Source organism: Mucilaginibacter sp. UYNi724, assembly GCF_054057495.1.
This window is the reverse complement of record NZ_JBSRZI010000005.1, coordinates 229,521-254,866: the sequence shown is the minus strand read 5'-3', so window position 1 is coordinate 254,866 and position 25,346 is coordinate 229,521. Positions and strand designations below refer to the sequence as shown.

Below are 25,346 nucleotides of genomic sequence, written 5' to 3'. Positions count from 1 at the left end.
TCTGTTAAGCGAAAAAATAATAATTTATAAGTATAATTGGCAGCAGACGCTAAATTGATTTAGCTAAAATATATAATATTTTCAAACTATCAAATTGGTTTCGGCAATTAATTGAATTTAACGCGGATAAAACGTGGACGGTACAGGTTTGGATGTTTTTGCAGGTCCTTTATAAACTCAACCGAATTAATATTGTAGCTAATCAGCAGCTCACCTGGTTTTGATAGGGTTGGGTGTGCCTTAGCATTGTAAACTACAAAGGTTTTCTCTACCAGGTCAGGCTTGCAATCCCAAAGCCTTATTACCGGGCCAAAGGGGCCAACAGGGCTTGCGCCTATCTTCATACCCACGTTAGTACCCATACCACCCTCCTGAAATACCAGGGCATACCTACCATCGGGCAGTGCCGATAGGCTTAGCTCGTTTGACACGCCCGTAGTAAGCACCGCGGCCTTATTTATATTTGCAACCCATTTTGCTCCATTCCAAAATTTCCATCTTTTGAAGTTTTCAAAATCGGTCGGAAGCACGCGTGCAACAAATAAACTTTTCACCAACCCCCGCACACCGTAAACGTAAATATAGCCATCGGACCTGTTAGCACCTGCCTTTTTAGTGTTCACGTAAACACCGGCACCGTAAGAGCCTATATCATCTTTACCGTCGGTTAAATAAAAGGGCGTATCCATCTGTTTGGTCACTTTATATGGCGGCTTAGTACCGGGAGCAATTTTGATGAGCGTATTACCCACCTCCCTGAAACCAAAAGCACCTAAGCTTACATTACGTACCCTGTAGCCGAATAAGTATGTAGCTTTATTTGACTGGTTTACAAACCCATCACCCAGCCAGTAGTAATCAGAACTGTCAGATTTTGGCGTTGTGGGGATAAACAATGGTTCGGCTTCTCCTTTTTTATCTGTATCCCAGTAAAACTTTATATTATTTTCTATAGGTTGGTTGCCATTAAGTACCGCTACCGAATTGTGGATCATTTTATACCCCGGCAACATGGTGTTTTCGCGAATCTCCCCTATCATGCTATCACTAAAAATGAAAAGGGTTTTGGAGTTCGGCCCTGCCTGCTTGCCTTCAACCCCGCTCATCGGGATGGTGTAAATACCGTCGCCGCCAAACCAACCTGTGTTGCGCTTTAACAGGGCTGACCATTCCGGTGCTTCTGATACCGTGAATTTAATATGGGTAAGGTTTACAGCCTTTTTTTGCGCAATACTTTGCGACAACGCAGTACAAAGGTATATGCAAACAAGCGCAAGTCTTTTCATCACAAACTGGTTATTAACGTAGGTTTACGCGGTTATGGGCAAGCCTAAAACGTTTATAGGCAATAATAATTATACCTGTTATACCGCCAAGCAATATAAGTGCCCCAATTAACTCCGCTTGGGTAAATGTAGTACCTAAAAACCTGTAATTAAAATTTACACGAATGTGTTCTATCAAAAACCGCTCGCCACCGTTAAGTACCAGGTAGATGGAAAACATCAGACCCGGAATCTTTATTTTTTTGCGGAACGCCCACATCAGCCCAAACATGCCTATACAAAATACCAATTCGTAAAATGATGTGGGATAAACACCCTTTGGCAGCACGTTACAATAATTGCCATCGCAACCGGGTATTGTTATACCGGCATTTAAGGCGTTATGCGGATAATTAAAACTCCACATCCAATCTGGCAGCAGGTTTAGCCAATTGGGTTTGGGTTGATGGTTTATAATACCCCAATCACCATCACCAGATAGATGGCAACCAATGCGGCCAATGCCATAGGCGAGCATCATGCCGGGCGAGCCAATATCCGCCAGGTGCACCTGTTTCATACCATAACGGTAGCCGATGTTAAAGTAAGTGAGCGCTCCAAATATCAATCCGCCGTAGTAAGCAAAGCCGTTTGAGGAGAAAAATATCCCCGCAGGGTCATGCAAAAACAGGTTAAAACGATCTGCGATGTCAAATAATTTTGCTCCAATGAAGCCGAAAAAACCTACGCTGAATACAATAAGCCCCATTAGCTGGTATGGGTGGCGGGTTTCTTCGACCACCATTGGCTTGGCTAATTGATGCTTTTTCCTATCCGAGTAAACCCAAATTGCAAACCCGGTACCTATGAGCAAACCCGAAGCCAGGTTACCGTTCAACGACAGCAGGTATCCGCGCGGGTCTTTAGCGAATAGGGCGTAGTTATAAACCGCACCGAACACTTTATAACCGAAAAGAAATCCCAATACAAAATTTACTGCCAGGTCTAATACTGATGCCGGCCGACCGGTAACTACTTTACGTTTAAATGCGTGTATTTTTCCGTTAGCTTCGTACCTTTTAAATTCGGATGTGAACACGATGTATGCACCTAAAAAAGACAAAGCCACAAAAAAACCAAAAGTTTGAATAGGGAACGAAAAACCGGCGTGGAAGAGGTATTCAAACAGGTGGCCAATGGTTGGAAACATAGTACTAATGTATAAAATACCTGCCGAATGCTTTTTGAATGGGCTTTATAAAAAAGGCAGGGGCCAACTGCAAATTGCGCTAACCCCTGCCTTATTAAATATCCTGCTTAGAAACCCAGTTGAACACCTAAGTTTACAACGCGCTGGTTAATGTAGGCATCACCCGCAGTGTTTGTAGAGATCTCCGGATCTTGTTGATATTTATTGTAATTATCCCATGTGAACAAGTTGTATGCACTCATGTAGACCCTTGCATTGTTTATTTTGAAAGGCAATAGCTTGGTTGGTAATTGGTAACCAATATCAATAGTTTTTAAACGGATGTAGTATGCGTTAACCAACCAGTAATCACTAAAGTATGCCGTTGGGCTGTTTACCGATGTTGGGTTAAGGCCTAACCGTGGAAAGTTAGCGGTTGCGGCTGTAGCGGGCGTCCATCTTTCTTGATGTATTGGCTGAAACTGGCTCTGGAACGGCTCGATACCGGTACCCAGTACTGCAAAGCTGTAATTGAATGAACCTTGTAGCAACACGCTTACACTAAACCCTTTATATACACCTTGTAATGAGAGACCTAATATCGTATTTGGTAAGTTTGGGTTACCTATAGCACGTTTATCAAATACGTTTATTATGCCATCACCGTTAAGGTCGTCGTAACGCAGATCGCCGGGTTGCAACTGAACCCCGTTATCAGGGGTAGGAATCTTGTTCACGTTTGGCCCTTTTATGGCGGCAATATCCTCTGCCGTATAGTATCCTAAGAAGTGGTAACCATATTGCTGGCCAATAGAGTAACCGGTTTGTGCAAGCCAGGGATAGGCCGGTGCTGCTTCGTCTTTAAACAAAATTTTGTTTTTGGCGTATGAGAAAACAAGGCCGGTATTGTATTGAAACTTCCCGATGTTACCATGGTAGCTTATCTGCCCGTCGAAACCCTGGTTTTGGGTTTTGCCAAGGTTCACCGCAGGCAGGTCTACACCTAATACCAAAGGCACACTGCCAGGGGTTATCAGCTGTTTGTCGCGCACATCATGGAAATAATCAAACGTAACAGATATTTTATCGTTAAATAAGTTCATATCCAAACCAATATCCAGTTTGCGGGCGCGTTCCCAAACAACTGTAGGGTTACCCAGTGCACCTTCATAAATGGTAACATAAGGTTGTGGCGACTGGCCAAAATTGTAGCCGCCACCATTGTTATAAACCTGGTTGTACACATAACGGTTACCCGGCGCCGCATCAGAACCAACTAAACCGTAGCTGGCCCTTAATTTAAACAGGCTAAAGAATGGCAATGCTTTACTAAAGAAGTCCTCTTTCACTAAGTTATAACCCACGCTTACCGCCGGGAAAATACCAAAGCGGTGGTTTGCTGCAAAACGGTCGGTACCGTTATAGGCAACGTTAAAATCTACCAGGTATTTTTGTTTGTAATCATACCCTAACTTGCCTGATACGCCCCTGAATTTTTGAGGTACACCAACCAAATCTCCCGACAATAAATTAGCCGCATACAATGTGTTTGCGGTTTGGTTAAATAAAACCAAGCCCGAAAAATGATGCGTATTTCTGAACGTACGGTCGTAATTTAAATATAACTGCAAGTTGTAGTTATTGGTATTTTGATCGGTATTACCTGTTAAACCATACGTTTGATACACATAGGTACCTCCCGGGCGCAATGAATACTGATCGGTAGTAGGGTCGTAATGGTATGATGGGATCCCCTCGTTAAATATTTGTTTAGTGTACTGCTCGATACTTGAGTAAGCAATGCGGCCGGTAACAGATAAGCCATCTGTTATGGCATCCAGTTTTTGGGTAGCGCCAAACAAAAAGTTAAAATCTGTTCTGCGGGCATGCTGATATCCGCCGGTGGCAAGCCTTGCATTTAGCGTAGGTAGGTGATCCGGGTTAAATTGCGAATACGCGTAACTGTAGCTACCGTTAGGGTTTAAGTATGGCGATGTAAATGGGGTTTCTTTTGTAAAGTTGTACACCTCTCCTACCGCATTTTGATTGTAAGGCTGGTTTAAGTCAGAAAAACGGGTGGTTACATCTAAGCGAAGGTCGAGCGTTTTGGTAACCTTTAGATCGAGGTTGGAACGGAAGTTATACCTGCGGAAATAATAGTTTGTGTTCACCAAGGCTTGCGGGTCGGCAAAATCGCGTACCAAACCGTCTTGGTTTAGTGCACCGCCCGATATAAAATATTTTAAAGCGTCTGACCCGCCCGATATATCCAGGTTAGCATTGGACTGATAACTCTGTTTTTTAAAGATCTTTTCGTACCAGTTTACATTTGGGTGCCCGTATGGGTCATTACCATTTTTGAAGGCGTCCAGATCTGCCGGGGTGAAGCTCTGCGGGATGCCATCATTCAATTGCGCTTCGTTTATTAACAATGCCGAATTGTACGAATCCAAAAATTTTGGTGTTTTGGTTGGCTGTTGCATGCCACCCTCAACCCTAACGTTTACCTTTGGTGCACCACCTTTACCACGGCGTGTAGTCACTACCAATACACCGTTGGCACCTTTAATACCGTACACGGCTGTTGACGATGCATCCTTCAGGATAGAGATATTTTCAATTTCGTTTACGTTTATCTGCTGTAACTGGTCGTAATTGTATTCAATATCATCTACGATAATAAGCGGCTGGTTACCTGCAGGGTTTAATGAACTTACACCACGAATGTAAAAGTCTGACGCATCTCTGCCCGGTTGGCCGGATCCCTGTTGCGAGAAGAAACCCGGTAATTTACCCGTAAGCGCATTTTGCACGTTTGCTGTTGGTACGGTACGGATATCGCTGGCCGAAATTGAACTTACGGCACCTGTGCTGGTAATACGTTTACGGGTACCATACGCAATTACGGATACCTCATCCAACCCATTGGTGCTGGTTTGCATAATAACATCAAGCGTTGTTTTATCGCCTACTTTAACTTCCTGCGTTACGTAACCTATAAAGCGGAAAACAATGGTTTTTGACTGCCCCCTTAACGTGATAGAAAACTTGCCGTTAACATCAGCAATGCCCCCGTTGGTAGGGATGCCTTTTTCTACAACAGATACCCCCGGCAAAATCCCGGTAAGATCGCGCACTCTACCAGTAACTACTGTGTTTTGTGCAAACAAAGCCCCCGGTAGCAACATGAATATTATTGGAAAGAAAAGTATTATTTTTCTCATAACTGCTTAATTAATTGGTTTAAATTGCCTGTTTGGTAGTTACCATCCGGGGTTTTGTTTCATATTAGGGTTCTTTTGCACTTCGTCATACGGGATAGGGTACAAATACATTTTTGGCGTAATAAACTTGGTCGCCAGTACATTTATCGGGTTATAATTAAATATAGCACCCACCTTTACTATACTAACCCCTTTGCGTGGCTGGTTCATGTTTGTTTCGGCCAGTTTCCAACGGCGAATATCCCAATAGCGGTTCTCTTCGAAAGCGAGTTCAACGCGGCGTTCACCTTGTATTACGGTGCGCATTTCATCTTTTGTCATCCCGGCTTTTAAACCATATTGGTTGGTTGCACCAGCTGTAATACCCGCACGTTTGCGTATACTTATTAACGTGTTATAAACGTCGGTAGTTGGCCCGGCAGATTCATTAAGCGCTTCGGCGTAACCTAATAACAGGTCAGAATAACGCATGATCAGCCAATCTGTACTGTGGGCGCTGTAGTTGTTGGTGTTCTCAAAATTGCCCATAAACTTCCGCATGTAGTAGCCGGTTTTGGTTTGCTGCAAAGCACCATTCGGTTTACTTTGGCCACCTTCGTAGGTTTGTAATTGCGTGTTTAACCAATCTGCACCGTTATAAAGAATGGTTTTGGTAAGCCTTGGGTCGCGGTCAGTGTAGGGCTTGTTGCTATCATAGCCTGATGCAGCATCGCCAATAGGCAAACCGTTCGCCATCGGGAACGCATCAACCAAATCTTGCGTTGGGCTGGTTTGGCCTTTACCAGTTGCTGCGGTAAAACCAACAGGCCCGTTGGTAATCTCTACACTGTTACTATTATCGCCCTGGCGCATAAATAGTATTTCGGGGTTGTTCTGTGTCAGGAACACATCTTTAAATTCCGGTAATAACGAGTATGTGCCCAGGTCCATTACATCTTTAGCGGCGGCGGCAGCGGCAGCCCATCGCGACGCCTGAAAATCGGTATAGCCTGTTAAGGGGTTTGACGCATCAATGTTGCCACCGTTAAATAATGGGCTTGCGGCATATAACAACACACGTGCTTTTAATGCCATTGCGGTACCTTTGATTACGCGGTGGCTATCGGCATCCGGGTCGGCAATTGGGTATGTTAACAGCGTATCTTTTATAGCGTCGCACTCGCTTACAATGTATTTAACACAATCATCAAAGCTGTTGCGTGGCAAGGTTATATCATCCGTAATGGTATATACCTTGTTACCCATTAAAGGTATACCGCCATAACGTTTTATCAGTTCAAAATAAAAATACGCGCGCAATAAACGCGCTTCGCTCTTCCAAACATATTTCATTGAATAGCCTTTATACTTGGCCAGTACAGGCACAACATCAATATGGTTTACAAATTCGTTGGCCTGGCGGATGCCCGCATAGTATGAGCCAAAAAGGTTTTCTTCATTGGGTAAACTATAGGAGTTATAAGCACCGGTGGAAAGTATGGTAACCACATTGGTTGGGCTTGATGCTGAAGAAATAGCATCATCAGATGCGGCGTCGAGATAATCGCCCGCTACACGGTTATGACCGTTTTTTAATACCGAGTAAATCCCGTACAGGTATTTCTGCGCATTTGAACCGGCCGAATCCCTCGGGTCGAAAATTTTATCTATCCCAACTTTATCAACCGGGAACTGCTCGTATTTTTTGCAACCTGCAATTGCCAATATTAGTGCAATGGCTGCTATAATGTTTTTTTGATGTTTCATGATCATAATTTTTTAATGGCCAAAAATTAAAGCTTAACAGTAATACCTGCGTTTACTACCCTTTGTATGGGGTAAGCGCCGTTGCTTACCTCAGGGTCTATCCCTTTGTAGCCATATAAGGTTACCAGGTTTTCGCCATTAGCAAATACCCTTACGCCCGATAATTTTAACTTATGTACCCATTGATAAGGCAGGTTGTAGCCTACCTCTGTATTTTTAAGCCTCAAGTAGTCGCCCCTGCGCAGGTAAAGGGTAGAGTTTGCCGTGTTGTTGGCGTTACCTAAAGACAAGCGTGGAAGCGTTGCAGTTGCCGCTGTTTCGGGCGTCCACCTGCCGGTTAGGTTATCATAACCCTGGCCTGCGTAATTAAGCCCCAGGAAGCCGATGCCTGCAAAGCCGTTCACCATGGAGTTATTGAACAAGATCTCGCGGTTTTTAACACCCTGAACGATCATACTAAAGCTGAACCCTTTGTAGTTAAACCCTAATGATGCGCCATAAAACAATAGCGGTTTTTTATTGCCGATGGCCGAGATATCAAATTGGTTAATTACCCCGTCGTTATTTAAATCCTGGTACTTTACATCGCCTGCCTGCGCGGTGTAACCTGTGGTGGTTGCACTTGTAGCAGCCTCTTGCGCGTCTTTAAAGAAACCTAAAGCCGTGTAGCCATATATAGCACCGGTTGACTGGCCCGTACGGCGCAGCCAAGGGTATGGCGTTGGTGTTTCATCGCTATAAACAGATTTTGAATACTGAAGCGATGCATTGCCCGATATAAAATAATTAAAGTTATTGATATGGTTTTGGTAGGTTAACGTCAGTTCCTCGCCCTGGTTAAGCACTACACCGATATTTTCTACCGAGTATGGTGTTCCTAACAATAAGCTATTGCGGCCACGTATTTGTAGTAGATCTTTATACCTGTCGTGATAATAGTCTGCAGTAATTTTAAGGTGTTTGTCAAACAATTCAATGTCGGCACCTATGTCTATCTTATCTGCTTTTTCCCAGCTGATAAGCGGATTAGCTAACTGATTGGCAAATTCACCTTGCACACCGGCACGTACATTACCTGTAACATATTGGTAGCCATTTGGCGAGCCGTAAGTTTGTAAGAAGTTATAGTAGCCAAAGTTATCTACGTTGGCATTACCGGTAAGGCCATAAGTAGCACGCCATTTCCATGAGTTTATCCAGCTAAAGTTATCTTTAATAAAGCTTTCTTTAGCCATTTGCCAGCCTAAACCTCCGGCGTAAAACAAGCCGAATTGTTTATTTGGCGGATACCTGTCGTAACCGCTGCGGTTTACAGCGCCTTCTATAAAGTATTTACCATCGTAGTTGTACCCTGCTTTAAACGCCTCGTTGGTGGTTGTGCTGGTTAAATCGAAGTTAAGGTTTACCGAACGGGTATCGTATAATGCCTGGCCCGTAAAATTATGTTTACCAAATGTCCTGTCGTAGTTTAATGATAGCTGCGCGAATGAATAACGGGCGCTTGATACACTGCTAAAAACATTTTTCTGTGATGACGATGTGCCCACAGCGGCATAGGTGTCATCGGTCTTTATTAAAAAAGAATTGTTTTGTAACGATCTGAATAAAGCACTTTGCGAAGAAAGTGCCAGGTTACCTCTCGCCTTGCCGGAAAGGCCCGGGGTTACACTGCTCATATCATAGGTAAGATCCAGGTTGGCTAATACATCGTTACTGTTGGTACGCTGGTAACCCGAATATTGCGATTGCGCTAAAAGATTGTTATTAAATGTTGTTGTGCCTGCAAAAGAGTTATCGGGGTTATAAATAGGATAAGCATTATTCGGTGTAGAATATAATTGACCAAGGATATTATCATACCCTGCGCCCGGCTGGTTACCAGATTGGATACGGCCAAACATTTGCAGATCTACAACAAACTTTTTAGTTACGTTAACCGTCAGATCTGAGTTGATGATGTAGCGGCTAAGGTTGTTATTGGTGTTATATGGTGATTCTGCCGCTGTTTTAAACATCCCATCCTGGTTAAGGTAGTTTAACGATACGTTGTAACGGGCAATATCTGTACCGCCGCTTACATTAAGCTTGTAGCTGTTCATAGGCGAATTTTTGCGAAGCAGGGTATTGTACCAGTTAACATCCGGGTGGCGGCTTGGGTCAGAATGGTCGCGGTAAGCTGCAATATCTGCGCCGCTGTAAATAGGTATTTTCCCGTCGTTCTGCAATGCTTCGTTATACAGGTAGGCATACTGGTAGGCAGGCAAAGGTGTTGGCAGGCCCAATGAAGTTTGCAACCCGGTTTGCGCCGTGAATGAGATACGTGGCGTACCTGCAAGGGCACGCTTAGTAGTTATCAATATAACACCCCTTGAGCTATTTACGCCTAAAAGGATAGTAGAAAGCCCGTCTTTTAAAACTGAAACCGACTCGATACTTTCCGGGTCGAGAGAAGATATTTCTCGCTGCACACCATCAATGATAGTAATTGGAGCCTGCCCGCGTAATGACAAGCCAAACTCGGTATTATCATTAGCCGAATAGTTGTTGTGTAACACTACGTTACCGATAAAGTCGCTTTGTGTTTGAGCAGCCGTTTGCGGCGCCGCAAACCCTCTAAACTGTTGCGTATACAAACCTGCAAGCTGCCCGGGCAAAGCATATGTATATAATGTTGCAGGCGTAGTTGTAAGCTGGTTGGTGTAAATTGTTGATATAGCGCCAAGGCTTTTGCTTGCATCGGCTGTGCCATACAAAACATCAATCTTAGCCGGCGTTTTGATATAGGTATCAATAAGCCTAACCGTAATTTCGCGGTCGCCTTTTACCGTAACTTGCTGCACATTGTAATTTGGGTACATAAATATCAATACAGCGTTATTGGCGGCGGTAATTTCAAAGTGGCCTACCCCATCGGTAGTTATCATATCGGTTTTACCCTTTACAGATACCTTGACACCCTTAAACGGCTTGCCATATTCGTCAAGCACAACTCCGCCGGCTATACCGGGGCGGGCAACATACGTTGCTATAGTATCCTGCTGCATGGCGCGGCCGGTTGTTACCAGCGCCAGCATTAGCATCACTAAAGCCGTAAAATATTTACTTAAGTAGCATTTAGCCATTGTATAAAGTTTAAATTGTTGGCAAAAAATAAAATATCGTTTTAGCAGGGCGTAAATAGGTTATTCTAAACGCACCGGTAGTATAAAAGGCTGTTTATCCGCACTTAAAGGTGTACACAAACGGATCCTGAGTGTTACCATAGCCAACCCTTTTCGTACCCGTTTTATCGGTTACGAAGTACTCTATCTTGGTTATAGTTTGCGCATCAGTTGTATTAAATAGTGCTTTTGGCCAAAAAGTTATCCGGTAATGTTTGCTGTTAGGTGCTGTCTCCGCCATTCTGGTTTTATCTGTTTGCCCGCAAACTTTTATTGTTTTACCATCATTGGTGTAAGCCGTTGCGCACAGGTAAACTTCAGCCTCATCTTTAAGGCTTGTAGTTACTACTGTATTATCAAAGGTTAGCGAAACAAAATCGTTGTCTAATGATTTTGGCGGATCTATCACCGTAAGTTGCGGGTTACAAAAATCTACGAGATCGCCGGTGCCGCCCGTAGCTTCAAAACATGTGGGCGAATTTATTTGGCTGTAATAGGTACCAAACTCGTTGCTTGTATAAGCATTGACACTATCAGATATAACGTAACTTAACTTTACAATTGTGGGGTTACCATCGGCAGCAACTTTAAGGTTTATAGTCACATTGCCTTCAAAAGTAAAACCACCGCCATACGCGTAGTTTTTTTCTGATTGATAAACCACCCACTCCATATCATCAATGAGGTTGCCGGCATTGCCAAACATCTTTTTGGTATAGGCAGGCCAGCTTAAGCCACCACCATTTTTAGGCAGTGAGTTTGCCGGAAGAAGAGACATAGTGCCGCCGCCCAGCGACTGACTGCTGTAGCTAATTTTGGCGTTGTCTGCCATTTTCCATCCCTTTGGCACCAGCATGGCAAATATGAGGTAATTGCCCGTTCCGTCACCTGCGGTTGGGATCTTAAAGTTGACTTTAATATTAATATTGCTGCCAACTACGGCAGTATTTGGTTGCTCAAGGCTGGTAATTTCTTCACCGCAACAAGCAAGCACTATGCCCAATATCAGAAAGGCACATGCTCTCCACAACCCCTTGCCTTTTATATGTAAAAATGATATCATAGTATTTTTTTTTGCTGTTTATTAATTAGTTTGCTGCAGTACGTACACATATGAGTTGTTGGCACAGCCCGGGCTAAAAGTTAATGATAGCTGCCTTTTGCCGTTCACAATAGGATAGTTAAAAGCGGTGGAAAGTGGTTCGGCACCTGCAGCTGTAAACGTTATTTTAAACGGGTATAAAGGGTCGTCAAGCGCGTAAGCACCGTCTTTGTTAACAATAAATGGCAGTTTGCTTATCAATTTATAAGTACCATTCTCAAACTGGATCCTAAACTGGCTAAAATCAACCAGCCCGGCCAGGTCGGTACCGTTACGGGTTGCTTTTATCACCTGCCAGCTGCCGGTTATATCTTTCAGGGCTTCCTGTTTTGGCAGTACCTTTTCTGTTTTGCATGATGCCGCCATTATTACTAATACAAGCAGCAACAGCATCTTTTTTATGTTATGATTACTTTTCATCAACTGTATATAAAAATTAATAACCAGGGTTTTGGATCACATCTGGCGATTTTGCCACCTCGGCCTGCGGTAAAGGCCACAGATACATTGCCGGGCGGAAATTTCGTTTACGTACATCAAAAATTTTATAAGTAACATTACTACCATCGCGGTTAACCTCCATCCCTTTGGTTTGAATATTATCGGTTTGCTCGGCAATTTTCCAGCGGCGTACATCCCAAAAACGGTGCTCTTCAAAAGCAAGCTCTACACGGCGTTCGTTGCGGATAACCTCGCGCATTTGCACCTGGCTTAAACCGGCGGGCAACTGGTATGGCGATAACCCCGCACGTTCCCTCACCTTTTCAACTGCTGTATAAACAGTTCCATCCGGCCCATTATATTCATTGGCCGCCTCAGCGTAGTCAAGGTACATTTCAGCGAAACGAATTAACGGCAAACATCTTTCTGTACGATGGATAAAATCATTGGCTACAGCATTTGGCGATAGCATTTTATTGGTATAATATCCTGTAGATGTACCCACGTGAACTGCATCAGGACCGGTTTTGGTACCGTTAAAATTACCCTGGAAGATATTTACTGGCGAGAAGCCCGATACAAGCCTGTTTTGCATTAAAGTTTGGTCGCGCACAACGGTGTAATCCAATCGCTGGTCGCGGCCGGTGTACGGATCTTGCGGGTTGTACGTTGATGCGGGGTCTGTAATAGCTTTACCATTCTTCATTGGGAAGGCATCAACCAAACCTTGTAAAGGGAATGCTCCATTTTTACCTGTACGTGATGGCGGCTGAAAAAGGTTTTCAAGATCCACATTGTCATTGGGTCTCATTAACTGGAAAATATATTCGGTATTATAACGCTTGGTAAACAGGTCGCGAAAACCAACACCCGGCGTAGAATTATCTAAATTTAACGAGTATGCGCCCAGGCCTATCACCGCGGCGGCGGCATCCTGTGCTTTTTTCCATCTTTCTTTATCATATGAAGGATACCCTACTACAGCATCATTTTTGGTACCTTTAAGCGGCGCTTCGTTAAATAGCGGGCTTGCAGCATATAATAACACACGGGCTTTTAAAGCCAAACAAGCCCCTTTTGAAGCACGGCCATAATTGATGCCGCTTTGCGCATTTGGCAGATCCTGCGCTGCAAGGTCACATTCGGAAAGGATATAATTCACACACTCCTCATAAGTATTACGGGCCGCGGGGATCTTATCGGTATAGTTAAATAAACTATCGCCCGCCAAGTGGATACCACCATAATGTTTAAGCAAAATAGAATAGTACCAAGCCCTTAAAAAGTGGGCCTCAGCCACCATTTGTGTTTTTGTAAATGAGTTAATGGGCGATTTTGGCAGGTTTTTAAGCAGTTGGTTAACCGACCGGATATTAGTGTATGATTTTTTATAAGCATCATCGGTAACTACCGCTGCATTAATGGTACCTGTTTCCCAGGCCAGGGCAGTAGAACCGCCCGAACTAAAAACCTCCGCCTCGTCTGATGACGCATCAAGCCCACCGTTTGGGGTTTGGTTAGGACCGTAAATAAACCGGCTTGCAGATGCGCTAAACCCAACGTTTTCATAAATACCTGCTAAAAAGCGCACGGTGTTGGCACTATCTTTAAAAACAGTTTCTTCGGTAAGGTTAGATGTTGTTGTTTGCCCCAGGAAGCCGTCTTTTTTGCAGGATGCAAGAAGAAACAACACCAGAAAGAAGGAACAAGCAAATAACTGTAAGTAAATTTTTTTCATACTATAGGGTTATACATTAAAAGCCCATTAGGCCCCGATATTTTATAGTTTAAGCGTTAAAAATCGTTTTAGCAAACTTCAAAAGATTGCACGATTAATACGCTGCCTTAAAATTTAAATAAATGGTTTATAATTATTGGTTTGTAATTATGTGCTAATATAAGTCGTAAAAACGATTTAGCAAAGTTTTTCTGGTTTTTTTTAACTTTTAATAAATTGCAGCCTTCGGCAGCAATTGTTTAACATTTTAATAAGTTTTATACAGGCAATAAGCAATCTTTTTAAAAAGTATTCTTCTAAATTATTTTTCGCTATTAAAATACCTGCTAAAAAACAACGACTGGTAGTTTATAGAGTTCCCCCAATATTCCCAGGAATGCCCTCCCGGCCTTACTGTGTAATCATGCGGAATCTTCCGTTCCATCAATTTTTCGTGTAATTCCTGGTTGCCGCTGTACATACCATCGTCGTAACCGCAATCAAATGTTAGGGCAAGCGCGTTGGGTTTTAGCAGGTACACCAAGCTAACTACGCAGTGCTGCTCCCACACTTCGGGGTGTTCGCTGTACTTGCCTAAAACCTGTTCAATACCGTAACTATCGGCAAACTGGCGTATATCAACAACCCCGCTCATGCTGCCCGCAGCACCAAAAACATCCTGGTGTTTAAATGCCAGGAAAAGTGCGCCGTGGCCGCCCATACTAAGGCCGGTAATGGCCCTTCCTTTACGATTGGCTATGGTTGAGTAGTGTTTATCAATATAGCTTACCAATTCGGTACCTATGTAGGTTTCATACATCCACTCCTTGCTTATCGGGCTATCAAAATACCAGCCGGCAAAATTGCCATCGGGGCAAACTATAAGCATGTGATAGGTATCTGCCAGTTTTGTAATAGCGGGAATCTTTTTGATCCAGTCGCTGTAGTTACCGCTAAACCCATGCAAAAGATACATTACCGGGTATTTTTTTGATGCTGAATAATCTGCCGGTTTTACAACCACCGCTTTCATATCTTTATTCATAACCGTGCTATGGGTTAAGGCGGTATCAACATTACCGGCGGTAGCTTTTAGCCAAAACGAACTTGCAAAGATCAAAAAAAGCGTAAATATTTTTTTAGTATTCATCTTAATAGGAATGTTATTTTGAAGCAACTATCTGAATGTGGTGGGTTTGCGGTTTGTTAATTGCGTAGATCTGGTCTGTTAATACATTCATTTCTTTTTGCCAGGCATCGCGTACATTTTTATAGCGGGCGCGGGTGTAGTTATCTTTATTACCGTTCACGAAAATATTTTTTGCGGAATGGATCTTAACCGAATCCATAGCGGCGTTGCTATCTTTAAACAGCATCCCTTTATCCTTTAAAAAGTCGTACTCCATCCACATGTAATTTCGCAGGCGCCGCTCAATTTCCCAACGCTCCTCGTTCAATTCGCGGATCTGGATAGCTTGCTGGTACTGTGGTGTGATAGAGATCTCGGCCAGGTTAATACCATTGGCAAATGCCGACGCCGACCAGCTGCCCATCTTTTCACCGTCGATCAAAAGGTCATATTGGCCGTTTAAAAGGCTTTTTACTGTCAACATTTCCCTGTTAAATTCATCGTTAAACGGTACTACCTTTAATGCATCCGATTGCTTTTTGTTGTTGCCCCAACCGCGCGGAATGGTATCCAGTGGGTATGGTAAGGATTTTGACAGGTAATTGAATGATAAGGATTTATTTGTAGACGTTAAATTTAAAACTGAGCAATTAGCTGCCTTTGATACCGTTTTGCTTGCGGCGTTAATATTAATGTCGGCCACCACATTATTACTTAGTCCCTGTGCTTTTAGGAAAAGGTAGGCCATTACAAGATGCCCGTTATTATCCGGATGGATCCGGTCGCCGGGGGTTAGGCTAAACGTGCTGTCTTTTAACTGTTCACGCTTGTTTATCGCATCCATCGGATGGAAAAAATCTACAAAGCCCCAGCCGTTGTTTTTTGCTGATTGCCGCTGGTGATCTATCACTTTGGCCAAAGCATCGCTTTTGTGCGGGTAGATATTTTTATTGGTGAATTTGGTGGTCTCATCATAAGGCGAGCCACCTATCAATATCTTGCGGATCTCCGTATGTTTTTTCAGTTTGTCTTCGAGCGCCGCATAGGTTTTATAGCTGTTAACAAGGCGCTTATCAATAAAGTCCTGTCCGTCCGGGCGGTACCATTCAAAATAACCGGTATCATTCATGCCCCAGGTAAGCGTTAAAACGGTTGGCTTGCGGGCCAGCGCATCGGCATCAATACGATAAGCCATCTGGTTAATGTCATCACCACCAATACCTACGTTATAACACGTGATACGCTGGTTTGGGAAATGCGTCATGTAATATAGCCAGATGTACGAGTGATAGTGGCCGCCATCGGTAATGCTGTTACCTACAAAGGCTATCCTGTCGCCGGTTTTAAACGGCGCTATATTTTGGGCGCTAACACCAGCACTTAAACCAATACCAATTAACAGCGAATAGAGTTTCTTCATAAAATTTAGTTTGTACCCCAGTTTTTATTTGGCTGCGCGCCCATGGTAAGCTCCAATGTACCGCCCGCTGCCAGATCTTTATAATCGAGGTAACATTTGTTGTATGCGCTGCCATTAAGCTTCGCGCTTTGTATGTAAATATTTGTGGCCGAATTATTTTTCGCCGATATGGTAAAGGATTGCCCCTTAGCATATTTTGGATCGAGCCTTAGGGTTACTTTATCAAACATCGGGCTGGTGATCTCCTGGCGGGTATCGCCGGGGCAAACCGGGTGCAAGCCTGTAGCGGCCAACACGTACCATGCTGACATTTGCCCAACATCCTCGTTACCTACCAAACCTTCAACCGAGTTTTTGTATGCACGGCGACAGATCTCGCGCGTCCACTTTTGAGTAAGCCACGGCTGGCCCAAACGGTTGTAAAGGAACGGTACATGGTGCACCGGCTCGTTAGCATGATTATAGTAATCGTTCCACATCATATTATCGGGGGTTTTGGCAAACAGGTTGTCCAGATCGGCAAGTACTTTTTCTTTACCGCCCATTAGCTGCACCATGCCATTAACATCGTGCGGCACAAACCAACCCTGTTGATATGGGTTGGTCTCAAAAGTGCCATACCATTGCGTCATCCTGCCAGAATCGGGCCAGGCAACCCATTTCCCGTTCTCGTCCTTGGGGCGGAACCATCCTTTATCCTTATCAAAAATATTTTGGTAGGATAGGCTTCGAGCAGTATATTTTCGCTGATCTGCCGGATGCTTTAACCAATTGGCCAGCTGCGCAACACACCATTCGTTGTAAGCATACTCCAAAGTTTGTGCAATACCAATTACACTCGGGGTATAACCCTTATCGCCATTACCAAATTTCTCTACCGAGCCAACGGACAACGCATAAGCTTTATTCACATCGTAATTGCGGATCCCTTTGGCATACGCATCAGCAAAAACGGAGGTCATGGGGTTGCCCAGCATACAGCCCGTGTAGGCGTTTAATAGCTCCCATCGTTCAAAATAGTTTTTCTGTTTTTGATCGGCAAGGGTAACCATCGAGTTCATCAGATCGTTAACTAACGATGGGTTGATGATGGTTTGCAAAGGCATCTGGCTGCGGAAAACATCCCATCCGCTAAATATCGTGCGCTTTTTAAATGCCGTGGTGTAGTGCGATTTACCATCGCCACCGGGATATTTACCATCTACGTCACTGATGATGCGCGGGTCTATCATGGTATGATAAAGAGCGGTATAAAACACTTTCTTTTGATCAACTGTACCACCCTGGATGCTTACTTTAGCTAAAGCCTTATCCCATAAGGCAACGGCGCGCTGATGTGCGGCATCAAAATTCCAGTCCTTAATTTCGGCAAGCAGGTTATTTTTTGCTCCCGCGATACTAACAAACGAAATGCCCGATTTCATCAGCACCTGTTCGCCCGCTTTGGTGGCAAACTGGGTATAAAAACCAAGGTGTTTGCCTTGCTTTTCTTCAATTCCCTTGAATATTGCCGCGTTAGCCACCTTGTCCTGGTATTTATCGCTGCCTACTTCTTCGCGTTTGCGCACCCAATTATCGGGGATATCGGCGCTCCAAACACCAAAATCTTTCAGTGGCTTGTTAAACTTAGCAAAGAAGTATACCACATAATCTGCGTGGCCGTCCCCGTTGCCCCAGCCGCCACCATCGGGCGTACATTTCATCCAGCCTTGTATGGTGTAGTTATCTACCACCTTTACATATTGCAAAGTTGATGTACCACCTACCCTGCGTGCAAGATCTATCTGGATGCGCGATAATGTATTTTTAGGAAACGTGAAACGCAGCATACCGCTATGCGGCGCGGCTGTCATTTCTGCCTTAATGTTATAATCTGTTAATAAGGTGCTGTAGTACCCCGCCGATGCCTTTTCGCTTTGTTTAGAATATTGGGAGCGGTAGCCACCTTCCGGGTGGGCAATGGTACCGGCCTTTGTTTTAAGCTTGCCCGTGGTTGGCATCACCAAAAAATTACCCAGATCGCCATACCAGCCTATGCCGCTCATTTGCGTAAAGGCAAACCCCTCGATGCTTTTCTGCTCGTAGCTATAACCCGAGCCATTGTCTCCGCCGGTAATAGTATTAGGGCTTACCTGCACCATGCCATAAGGCGTTGTTGCACCGGGGAAGGTTTTACCAAGTCCATGGTAGACGCCTGCATCTGCCGTGCTGGTACTGGCACCTATAAAAGGGTTTACGTACTTGGCAAGGTTTTGCGCACACAGCGGCTGCACCGCGGCAAGGCCGAGCGAAATGCTTAATGCAAGGTATTTTTTTATATTACGAAACATTGTAATGAACAATAATTGGGTTGCCCGAATTCTTAAGCTAATAGCATAACCAGCTATTTTGCCCAAACTCCAATCATCAAATTTTAGTGTGACTGGATAAAATCGGTTGTTGTTTATTAATTGGTATTAATACGTCCAAATATACAAGAAAAAACGATTTAGCAAATTTTATAGAATTTATTTTATATGTTGATGTTAAGCCAGCTTTTAAATGGCTTTTGCATTAACTAAACGAATGGTATGAATGCCGAATTTTGGCATAGCTATACTTATAGATGTTTCCCCGTTCTTAGTTTTAGTGGATACCAAGGTTTGTAGCGCCTTACCATTCAACTCGCTTAACACAATTTTATCGGCCTTGCAATTGAAGGTGACTTTGCTTTTTACATTAGCTGCCCCTGTATTAAACAACCGTACCATCATATCATTCCCATCAAAATTAACTGCCGAAATTTCATAACCAACAGGTACTTTAACCAGCGATTTACCAGATAACGTTGGTACAGATGACAGTGCTGCTACCAACAGCGGTTCGTTCCACTCGTTATTTTGCTGCTGGATGGCGGCTTTGTCCCACTTCCCAGCATGCGGTACCAGGGCATAATTAATGGTAGTTGGGCCGGTGATACTATGGTCCTTTCCCCATAAGCCCAAACCCGAGTATTGGATGTTTAACCCTAATGGAAAATTCTCGCCATGCGCGTAACTGGTTGTATGGTCTGTAAACAGGGCCATGCCATATTGGTTATCCTTATCGGTAACATCCACCCAGTTTAAAATAACGTTATTTTTGATGCTATCCCAACGGGTGAAAAAGGTGTTATTTAGTTTACTTTCAGTAACATCAAACGGCGCGTTTTTGTAGACATTTTGTTGTGAAAGGTTTAGGGGGAAATAAGCCAATAGCTTTTCTTTGTCGTTGTAAAAAGCTTTTTCGGGATTATCCAGTCTGTAAGTGTTTGGCGGGGTTGCCTGTCCAATGCCAGGGTTGCCTGTCCAATTGATATTTACGCTGAGGTCTATACGTGGATTTCCTTGTGTCACGGTTAATAATTGCGTGTAATCGCTACCGTTTAAAGTGCCTTTGATAGATAGTTTAATTTGCAGCGGCCCTTGTTCAAGTATCTCAATTTTGGCCGGGTTATCTGCTGTAGATTTAAAGCCGCCATCACTATAAAAATTACCGCGAAGCTCATTAAAGGCACGTGCATTTTTTTGATCTACAAACTGCTTGTTGTTTAATGTTTTGGCTACGATGCTTTTGAGAGTGCCGCCATGCGCCGGGTCGATAATGATCTTGTACAGATCTGTTTCCATCAGGTAAAGACCATTTTTCAAAACAGTAACCGACGCGCCCGTTATTACCGATACTTGTTGCGCCTTTAATTGATAAACGGCATACCCCATTGCAGGTACCTGCGCTTTAAAAAACAACTTTGTTTTATCACTGTCTAACTGTGCGGGCATTTGTAAACCTGTACTGTTGAATATAGATAATTGCTTTATATCGATACCCTTAGGTGCCTCAATAAAAACTACTTCATCACGATCAATACCTGTGGTATTGTAAACTGTGAAATAATTACCGGAGGACGTTTTATTGTTGATTAGCGCTTGGGCGTTATTAATAATGCTGTCACAAATTCTGGTAGTATTAGCTGTCCAGTCGACTACCTTATCTGCCCAGGTATCGCCCTTTTTACCGTTGTAGGGCACTATCCAACAATCATGATGTTGCGACAGCAGCAAGGTGCGCCATGCCGAATCGAGCTTTGCCTGCGGCCATTTATACCCGGCATATATTTTTGCGATAGATGCTATTTTCTCGGCTTCTATCAACTTGTTTTCTGAAACGCGCACTTGCTGGGCTATCTGCTGCATCACCTGCGAACCCCAAACCAGGCTCACCTGGATATCTTCTTGCGATAGTTTCCAGTCCTGCCGTGCGTCGTTCTTGGCAATGTTATCAAAGTAATTGCGCCAGGTAGTATAAATACTTGTTATGCCATTTTTAATGCCCTTGCCTATAAATGGGCCATTTTTCCAGCCGGCATCCTGTAAGGTCATCCCCACAGGGTGCGGCATGCCTGCGGCAAAGGCAGCGTTGATATATTGCGGCGAGTTATTCCAGGCGATGGTCTGCCAGGTTGATCTCGGCGCTAATTTTTCGCCCTCGTATCTTGGCGAGGTAATGATAGAGCTACCATCTGGCCCTATCCAATTTACCAATTCGCCGGCATGGCTGCGGGTGTACCCGCCCCAGCAAGTATTTGGGTTTTTAAGCGATGCGTATTTAAACCCAAACGATTTTAGTATCTGTGGTAACGCGCTTGTAAAGCAAGGTTCTTCGGACGAGTAACTGCTAAAAACAGCGGTCGGGAAATGCTTTTTCACCAAGCTGATACCATAGCTAAACTGGCGGATGATGCTCTCGCCGGAGATGTTATAATTATAACTTTGTGCATAAGCCGGGTTAACATATTCGATACGGCCGTTAAGCGACTGATCTGCAAACAGGGCTTTAAAATCCGCAAAGGCAGCCGGGTCTATTGCTTGTGCCCTTGCCCATGTTTCAGGTTCAAGCTCGATGTTGATTTTCCAGTTTGGGTTGCTTTTCAGCAGATCGGCCATAAAGCGGGTATTCCAGTCGGGGTAATGCCCCCAAATGCCGCCATGGTAACCATCGATATAATAGGCAGTTTGTGCTGACGCATTGGTGCCGATAAAAAGGGCACAGGCCGATACCCCTATAAATTTTAAAATCTTATTTTTGAGTAAGTACATGCTGATCTGTATTAACCTTCAGTATTTCCACTTTATGGGCTACCGGGCGGTTGATAAGGTAAATTTGGTTGGTAAGCAGGTCCATTTCTTTTTGCCATGCATCACGTACAGGCTTCAGGCGGGCTTTGTAATAAGTATTTAATACAGCGCCTACAAAGAAATCCTTTTTAGCATAATGCTGTACTGAATCGATAGTTGCTTCGCCATCATTATGCAGCAAGCCGTGTGGTTTCAGGATGGAATAGTGCAGCCACCAGTACTCGCGCAGTCGGCGTTCTACAGCCCAGCGCTCCTCGTTCAGGTGCATTACGGTAAGGGCCTGCTGATATTGTGGGGTTGCATGCACTTCAGCCAGGTTTATACCTGTTTGTAACTGACTACCCGCCCATATACCAACCAATTTGCCATCTATTTTAACTTCGTATTTATTACCACCGTTTAGGTTTTGTACTTGTAATAATTCCTGGTTAAACTCCTGCTGAAAAGGCACTAATTTTAAACCGTCAGCTTGCGACCGCCCCTGTTTACCGATGCTTTGCACCAAGGTATCAATTGGATAAGGCAACGCGTTGGCCTTGTAAGTGTAGCTAAGCCCGGTTTTGTCAGATCTTAGCCCGGTTATCACGCAATTCTCGTTATTGATGACCGCATTTTTTTTGCTATCGATATTAACCGCGGCAACTTTCTTGTTTGTAAAACCCTGCGCTTTTAAAAACAGGTAAGCCATCACCATGTGCCCGTCTACCGTTGGGTGCACCCTGTCGAAGCTTTGCATCGAGAAGGTAGAATCCTTTAATTGCTGTTGCTGATTAATAGAGATCATGGGCTTGCTAAAATCCATAAACTCCCAGCCGTTTGCTTTGGCGGCATCTTTTTGAAAACCGACAATGCGTTGCATAGCCGCGTTCTTATTAAAAATAACACCCGGTTTTATCTTAGAAGTACCATCATAAGGTGACGAACCGATCATCACTTTGCGTACTTCGGGGTGTGCCTTAAGGTGTTTTTGGATCTCTAAAAAGCTTTGGTATGACGTGGCAACCTTGACATTATAATTCGAGTCGGCTTTTGCACCGTTAAGCCATTGGTAACCCGTATCATTCATGCCAAAGGTTAGCGTCATCACGGTTGGATGCTTATCAAATACATCCTCTTGAAGGCGTTCGTCAATCTGTTTTGCCACGTCCCCACCTATACCTGCATTTATAAAATCTACCCGCATGTAGGGCATCCGCGTCATGTAATAAAGCCATATATACGAATGGTAATGCCCCCCGTCGGTAATGCTGTTACCAACAAATGCTACCCTGTCGCCTGCCTTAAAAGGCTTTACCTTCTGGGCGTTAACTGAAGTAGCTACCCCGGCAGAAAAGATCAATAGAAATGTCCTCAACAAGTATTTTATCATATAAATCGTTTTAGCGATTAGTCCAAAAAGACTATTTCAACGCCTTTTTAATTGCCTCGTCGGCAAGTGGTTCCATTATTTTATACCCTGCCAGGTTTGGGTGCAGGCCATCTGTACCTAATCCATCCCTCAAAGCCAACTTATCATCAACCATGGCCGCATAGTAATCAACATAGCCTAACTTGTTTTTCAATGCGTAATCCTTTAACATAGCATTAAGCTTTGCAATAGGCTCTTTAGGATCAACACCCGGTTTCCATCCAATGGCATAAGCAGGTAAAACCGAGCAAAGTATCACCTTAATATTAGCAGTTTTTGCCAGTTGGGCCATCGAGAAGATATTGCCCGCTACATTTTCTAAAACAGACGGGCCCGTATTGCCGGCAATGTCATTTATACCCGCCAGTATAATAACCACTTTAGGTTGCAGGTTTATTACATCTTCCCTAAACCTAACCAGCATTTGCGGGGTTGTTTGCCCCCCAATACCACGATCTATGTATGATCTCGATTTAAAAAAATCCGGGTCGGTATTGATCCAGTTATCAGTTATCGAATCGCCCATATACACCACGCGCTTCTCGCCGGGCGCAGGTGCGGGCATTTTTAAGTTATCGCCCGCATAACGGTTAAGCCAGGCCCAATCGTTATGGTAGCGTTCTTCTACCGCCTTTTGGAAATTAGCCCAAGCCTCGGCTTTTTTCTGCTCTTCGGTTTGCTGGGCATTTGCTTTAAGCGTTGCAACCATCAGCAGGCATAATAATATTTTAAACGATTTCATATCAGGTGTTATTTTTTCACGATAACAGGTTCGGGCCAATCATCCGTGCGGAAAGGTACCGCAGGAAGGCCATCGCCGTTCTCGAAATTTGTTACAGGATAGTTGGTAAAGGCATAACGCACGGCTACAGGCTTTTTAACCTGCCTGGCAATCAGTTCAACAATATTACCATTAATCTTTGCGTCCGCAGGATAAAATTTATGGTCCTCACCAGATAACATAAAGTATTTTGGCGCACTCCCATCATTAGTGCGCAGCCCCGATTTTATACTGGACGGGATGAAATTTATGATAGCTATCTTCCTCAAAAACTGCACATGATCTACATGCGGGCCTTCATAGTTAACGCTCAGCACGCCGTAAGTGCGGTTCAGGGCCGTACGTGCAAGCCTGTCGCCTACCGGCTTTTTATCTATGGGGTGAATATTTTTTGCATCGCCTACATCCATAGTAACCACCATGGCAGTATTCTCCATTTTTGATACCTTCTCCTGCACTTCGCGAAAAAACGCATAATCGTTAAGGGTAGAATCCATTTTACCGTAAGCATGTGGGGCAACCTGTACATAATAAAAGGGCAGATCGCCCTGCGAAAATGCTTTCCGCCAGCTCTTTATCTGAGCATAACTCAGTTGCAAATAACTATCCCGCTCGGCGCGGTTAGACTCGCCCTGGTACCAGCAAATGCCTTTTATAGACAGGTTATAAAACGGATAGATCATGGCGTTGTGGATCAGAAAGGGCTGGTAAACTCTATCGAACGAAAACACCCCGTCAAGCTTTTCTTTCGACTTTGGATCGTCAAAAAAAGGCTTTAAATAAGCCCTGTTTAGCATAGTATCGGCTGCCATTACGTCCTGTGCCACGTAGGCCTGTTCCCAAGAGCCACCAATGCCGGTGTAGATAAGGCCGATTGGGATGTTCAACTTATTTTGCAACCCCTTTCCAAAATAATAGCCCACGCCACTAAATTCTTTCACCGTTTCAGGCGAGCAAACCTGCCATTCGCCTTTAATCGTATCTATGGGCTTGGTATTCCAGTTAAAACCTACATTTAGGATTCGGATATTAGCATCCTGCGCCTTAGCGACTTCGCTGGCGGCATCCTTCACCTCTTTCATGGGAAACTGCATGTTAGATTGCCCGCTCAAAAACCAGACGTCGCCTACAAGTAAATTAGATAAAACTATGGTAAGTGTGCCGTTTTGTACGCTTATTTGGTGAGCCGTAAAATCGCCGGGCCTGGCTTCGGGCACCGGGATAATGGCTAAAAACTTATTATCGGCATTTGCTGTAACACTTATTCCTGTTGCCATCCAATCTGCCTTAACAGAAACAGTATTACCGGCGGTGGCATCCCCCCAAACTTTAAATGGTTTGTTTTGCTGTATAACCATATTGCGTTGCAATACCTGGTTAACCTTAAATGTTACCGGGTTGCCCACCGCCGTTTTTGCCGGCTGCGCAAAACCAACTTGTACAAAAAAGCATATCGTACAAAAAAACGGTAAAGCTTTAAACATTTAATATAGCGTTGGTATTGGTTTAAAGTAACAAATGTATATAAAGCTTTTTATTTTACTAAATCAATTTAGCAAAATTGATAACTAACACCCTTTTTTAACTATTGATAACAAAAAACGCCTTGA

At 43.9% G+C, this 25,346-nt stretch carries 15 protein-coding genes; all 15 read right to left on the bottom strand.

All coding sequences use genetic code 11. From position 1 onward, the window contains the following. Nucleotides 1-107: 107 nt before the first annotated feature. The 15 genes from ACVW0P_RS10055 to ACVW0P_RS09985 all read right to left on the bottom strand — a co-directional run bounded on the left by ACVW0P_RS10055 (nt 108) and on the right by ACVW0P_RS09985 (nt 25,220). Entirely contained in the window at nt 108-1,286 is a 1,179-nt protein-coding gene (locus ACVW0P_RS10055) for a DUF4185 domain-containing protein (protein WP_457131970.1), read from the bottom strand. Nucleotides 1,287-1,299: 13 nt separating this feature from the next. After that, nucleotides 1,300-2,475 (bottom strand): prolipoprotein diacylglyceryl transferase, encoded by a 1,176-nt coding sequence (locus ACVW0P_RS10050; RefSeq protein WP_457131969.1) that lies wholly within the window; start codon nt 2,473-2,475, stop codon nt 1,300-1,302. Between the two features lie 107 nt (nt 2,476-2,582). Continuing rightward, complete coding sequence (locus tag ACVW0P_RS10045) at nt 2,583-5,678, bottom strand: SusC/RagA family TonB-linked outer membrane protein (RefSeq protein ID WP_457131968.1); 3,096 nt, start codon at nt 5,676-5,678, stop codon at nt 2,583-2,585. Nucleotides 5,679-5,717: 39 nt separating this feature from the next. Further along, nucleotides 5,718-7,424, bottom strand: coding sequence for a RagB/SusD family nutrient uptake outer membrane protein (locus ACVW0P_RS10040; protein ID WP_457131967.1), 1,707 nt, complete (start codon nt 7,422-7,424; stop codon nt 5,718-5,720). A gap of 26 nt (nt 7,425-7,450) precedes the next feature. Then, nucleotides 7,451-10,546, bottom strand: coding sequence for a SusC/RagA family TonB-linked outer membrane protein (locus ACVW0P_RS10035; protein WP_457131966.1), 3,096 nt, complete (start codon nt 10,544-10,546; stop codon nt 7,451-7,453). Nucleotides 10,547-10,640: 94 nt separating this feature from the next. Then, a complete protein-coding gene (locus tag ACVW0P_RS10030; RefSeq protein WP_457131965.1) occupies nt 10,641-11,648 on the bottom strand; it encodes a DUF4961 domain-containing protein in 1,008 nt (335 codons plus the stop codon). A gap of 21 nt (nt 11,649-11,669) precedes the next feature. Next, nucleotides 11,670-12,107: a DUF5004 domain-containing protein gene (locus tag ACVW0P_RS10025; protein ID WP_457131964.1), complete on the bottom strand. Its 438-nt coding sequence runs from the start codon at nt 12,105-12,107 to the stop codon at nt 11,670-11,672. A 16-nt stretch (nt 12,108-12,123) separates the two neighbouring features. Then, nucleotides 12,124-13,866 (bottom strand): RagB/SusD family nutrient uptake outer membrane protein, encoded by a 1,743-nt coding sequence (locus ACVW0P_RS10020; protein WP_457131963.1) that lies wholly within the window; start codon nt 13,864-13,866, stop codon nt 12,124-12,126. A 301-nt stretch (nt 13,867-14,167) separates the two neighbouring features. Further along, a complete protein-coding gene (locus ACVW0P_RS10015; RefSeq protein ID WP_457131962.1) occupies nt 14,168-14,995 on the bottom strand; it encodes an alpha/beta hydrolase in 828 nt (275 codons plus the stop codon). A 13-nt stretch (nt 14,996-15,008) separates the two neighbouring features. Continuing rightward, nucleotides 15,009-16,394, bottom strand: coding sequence for an SGNH/GDSL hydrolase family protein (locus tag ACVW0P_RS10010; RefSeq protein ID WP_457131961.1), 1,386 nt, complete (start codon nt 16,392-16,394; stop codon nt 15,009-15,011). 5 nt (nt 16,395-16,399) lie between these two features. Continuing rightward, nucleotides 16,400-18,724: a GH92 family glycosyl hydrolase gene (locus ACVW0P_RS10005; RefSeq protein WP_457131960.1), complete on the bottom strand. Its 2,325-nt coding sequence runs from the start codon at nt 18,722-18,724 to the stop codon at nt 16,400-16,402. Between the two features lie 207 nt (nt 18,725-18,931). Then, nucleotides 18,932-21,508, bottom strand: coding sequence for a glycoside hydrolase family 38 C-terminal domain-containing protein (locus ACVW0P_RS10000; protein WP_457131959.1), 2,577 nt, complete (start codon nt 21,506-21,508; stop codon nt 18,932-18,934). After that, on the bottom strand, nt 21,489-22,916 hold the full coding sequence (locus tag ACVW0P_RS09995) for an SGNH/GDSL hydrolase family protein (protein WP_457131958.1): 1,428 nt from the start codon (nt 22,914-22,916) through the stop codon (nt 21,489-21,491). The genes ACVW0P_RS10000 and ACVW0P_RS09995 overlap by 20 nt, the downstream gene beginning before the upstream one ends. A gap of 31 nt (nt 22,917-22,947) precedes the next feature. Then, the gene (locus ACVW0P_RS09990) at nt 22,948-23,697 is read right to left on the bottom strand and encodes an SGNH/GDSL hydrolase family protein (protein ID WP_457131957.1); all 750 of its coding nucleotides are present in this window, start codon (nt 23,695-23,697) and stop codon (nt 22,948-22,950) included. 8 nt (nt 23,698-23,705) lie between these two features. Continuing rightward, a complete protein-coding gene (locus ACVW0P_RS09985) occupies nt 23,706-25,220 on the bottom strand; it encodes a sialate O-acetylesterase (RefSeq protein ID WP_457131956.1) in 1,515 nt (504 codons plus the stop codon). Between the last annotated feature and the right edge of the window lie 126 nt (nt 25,221-25,346).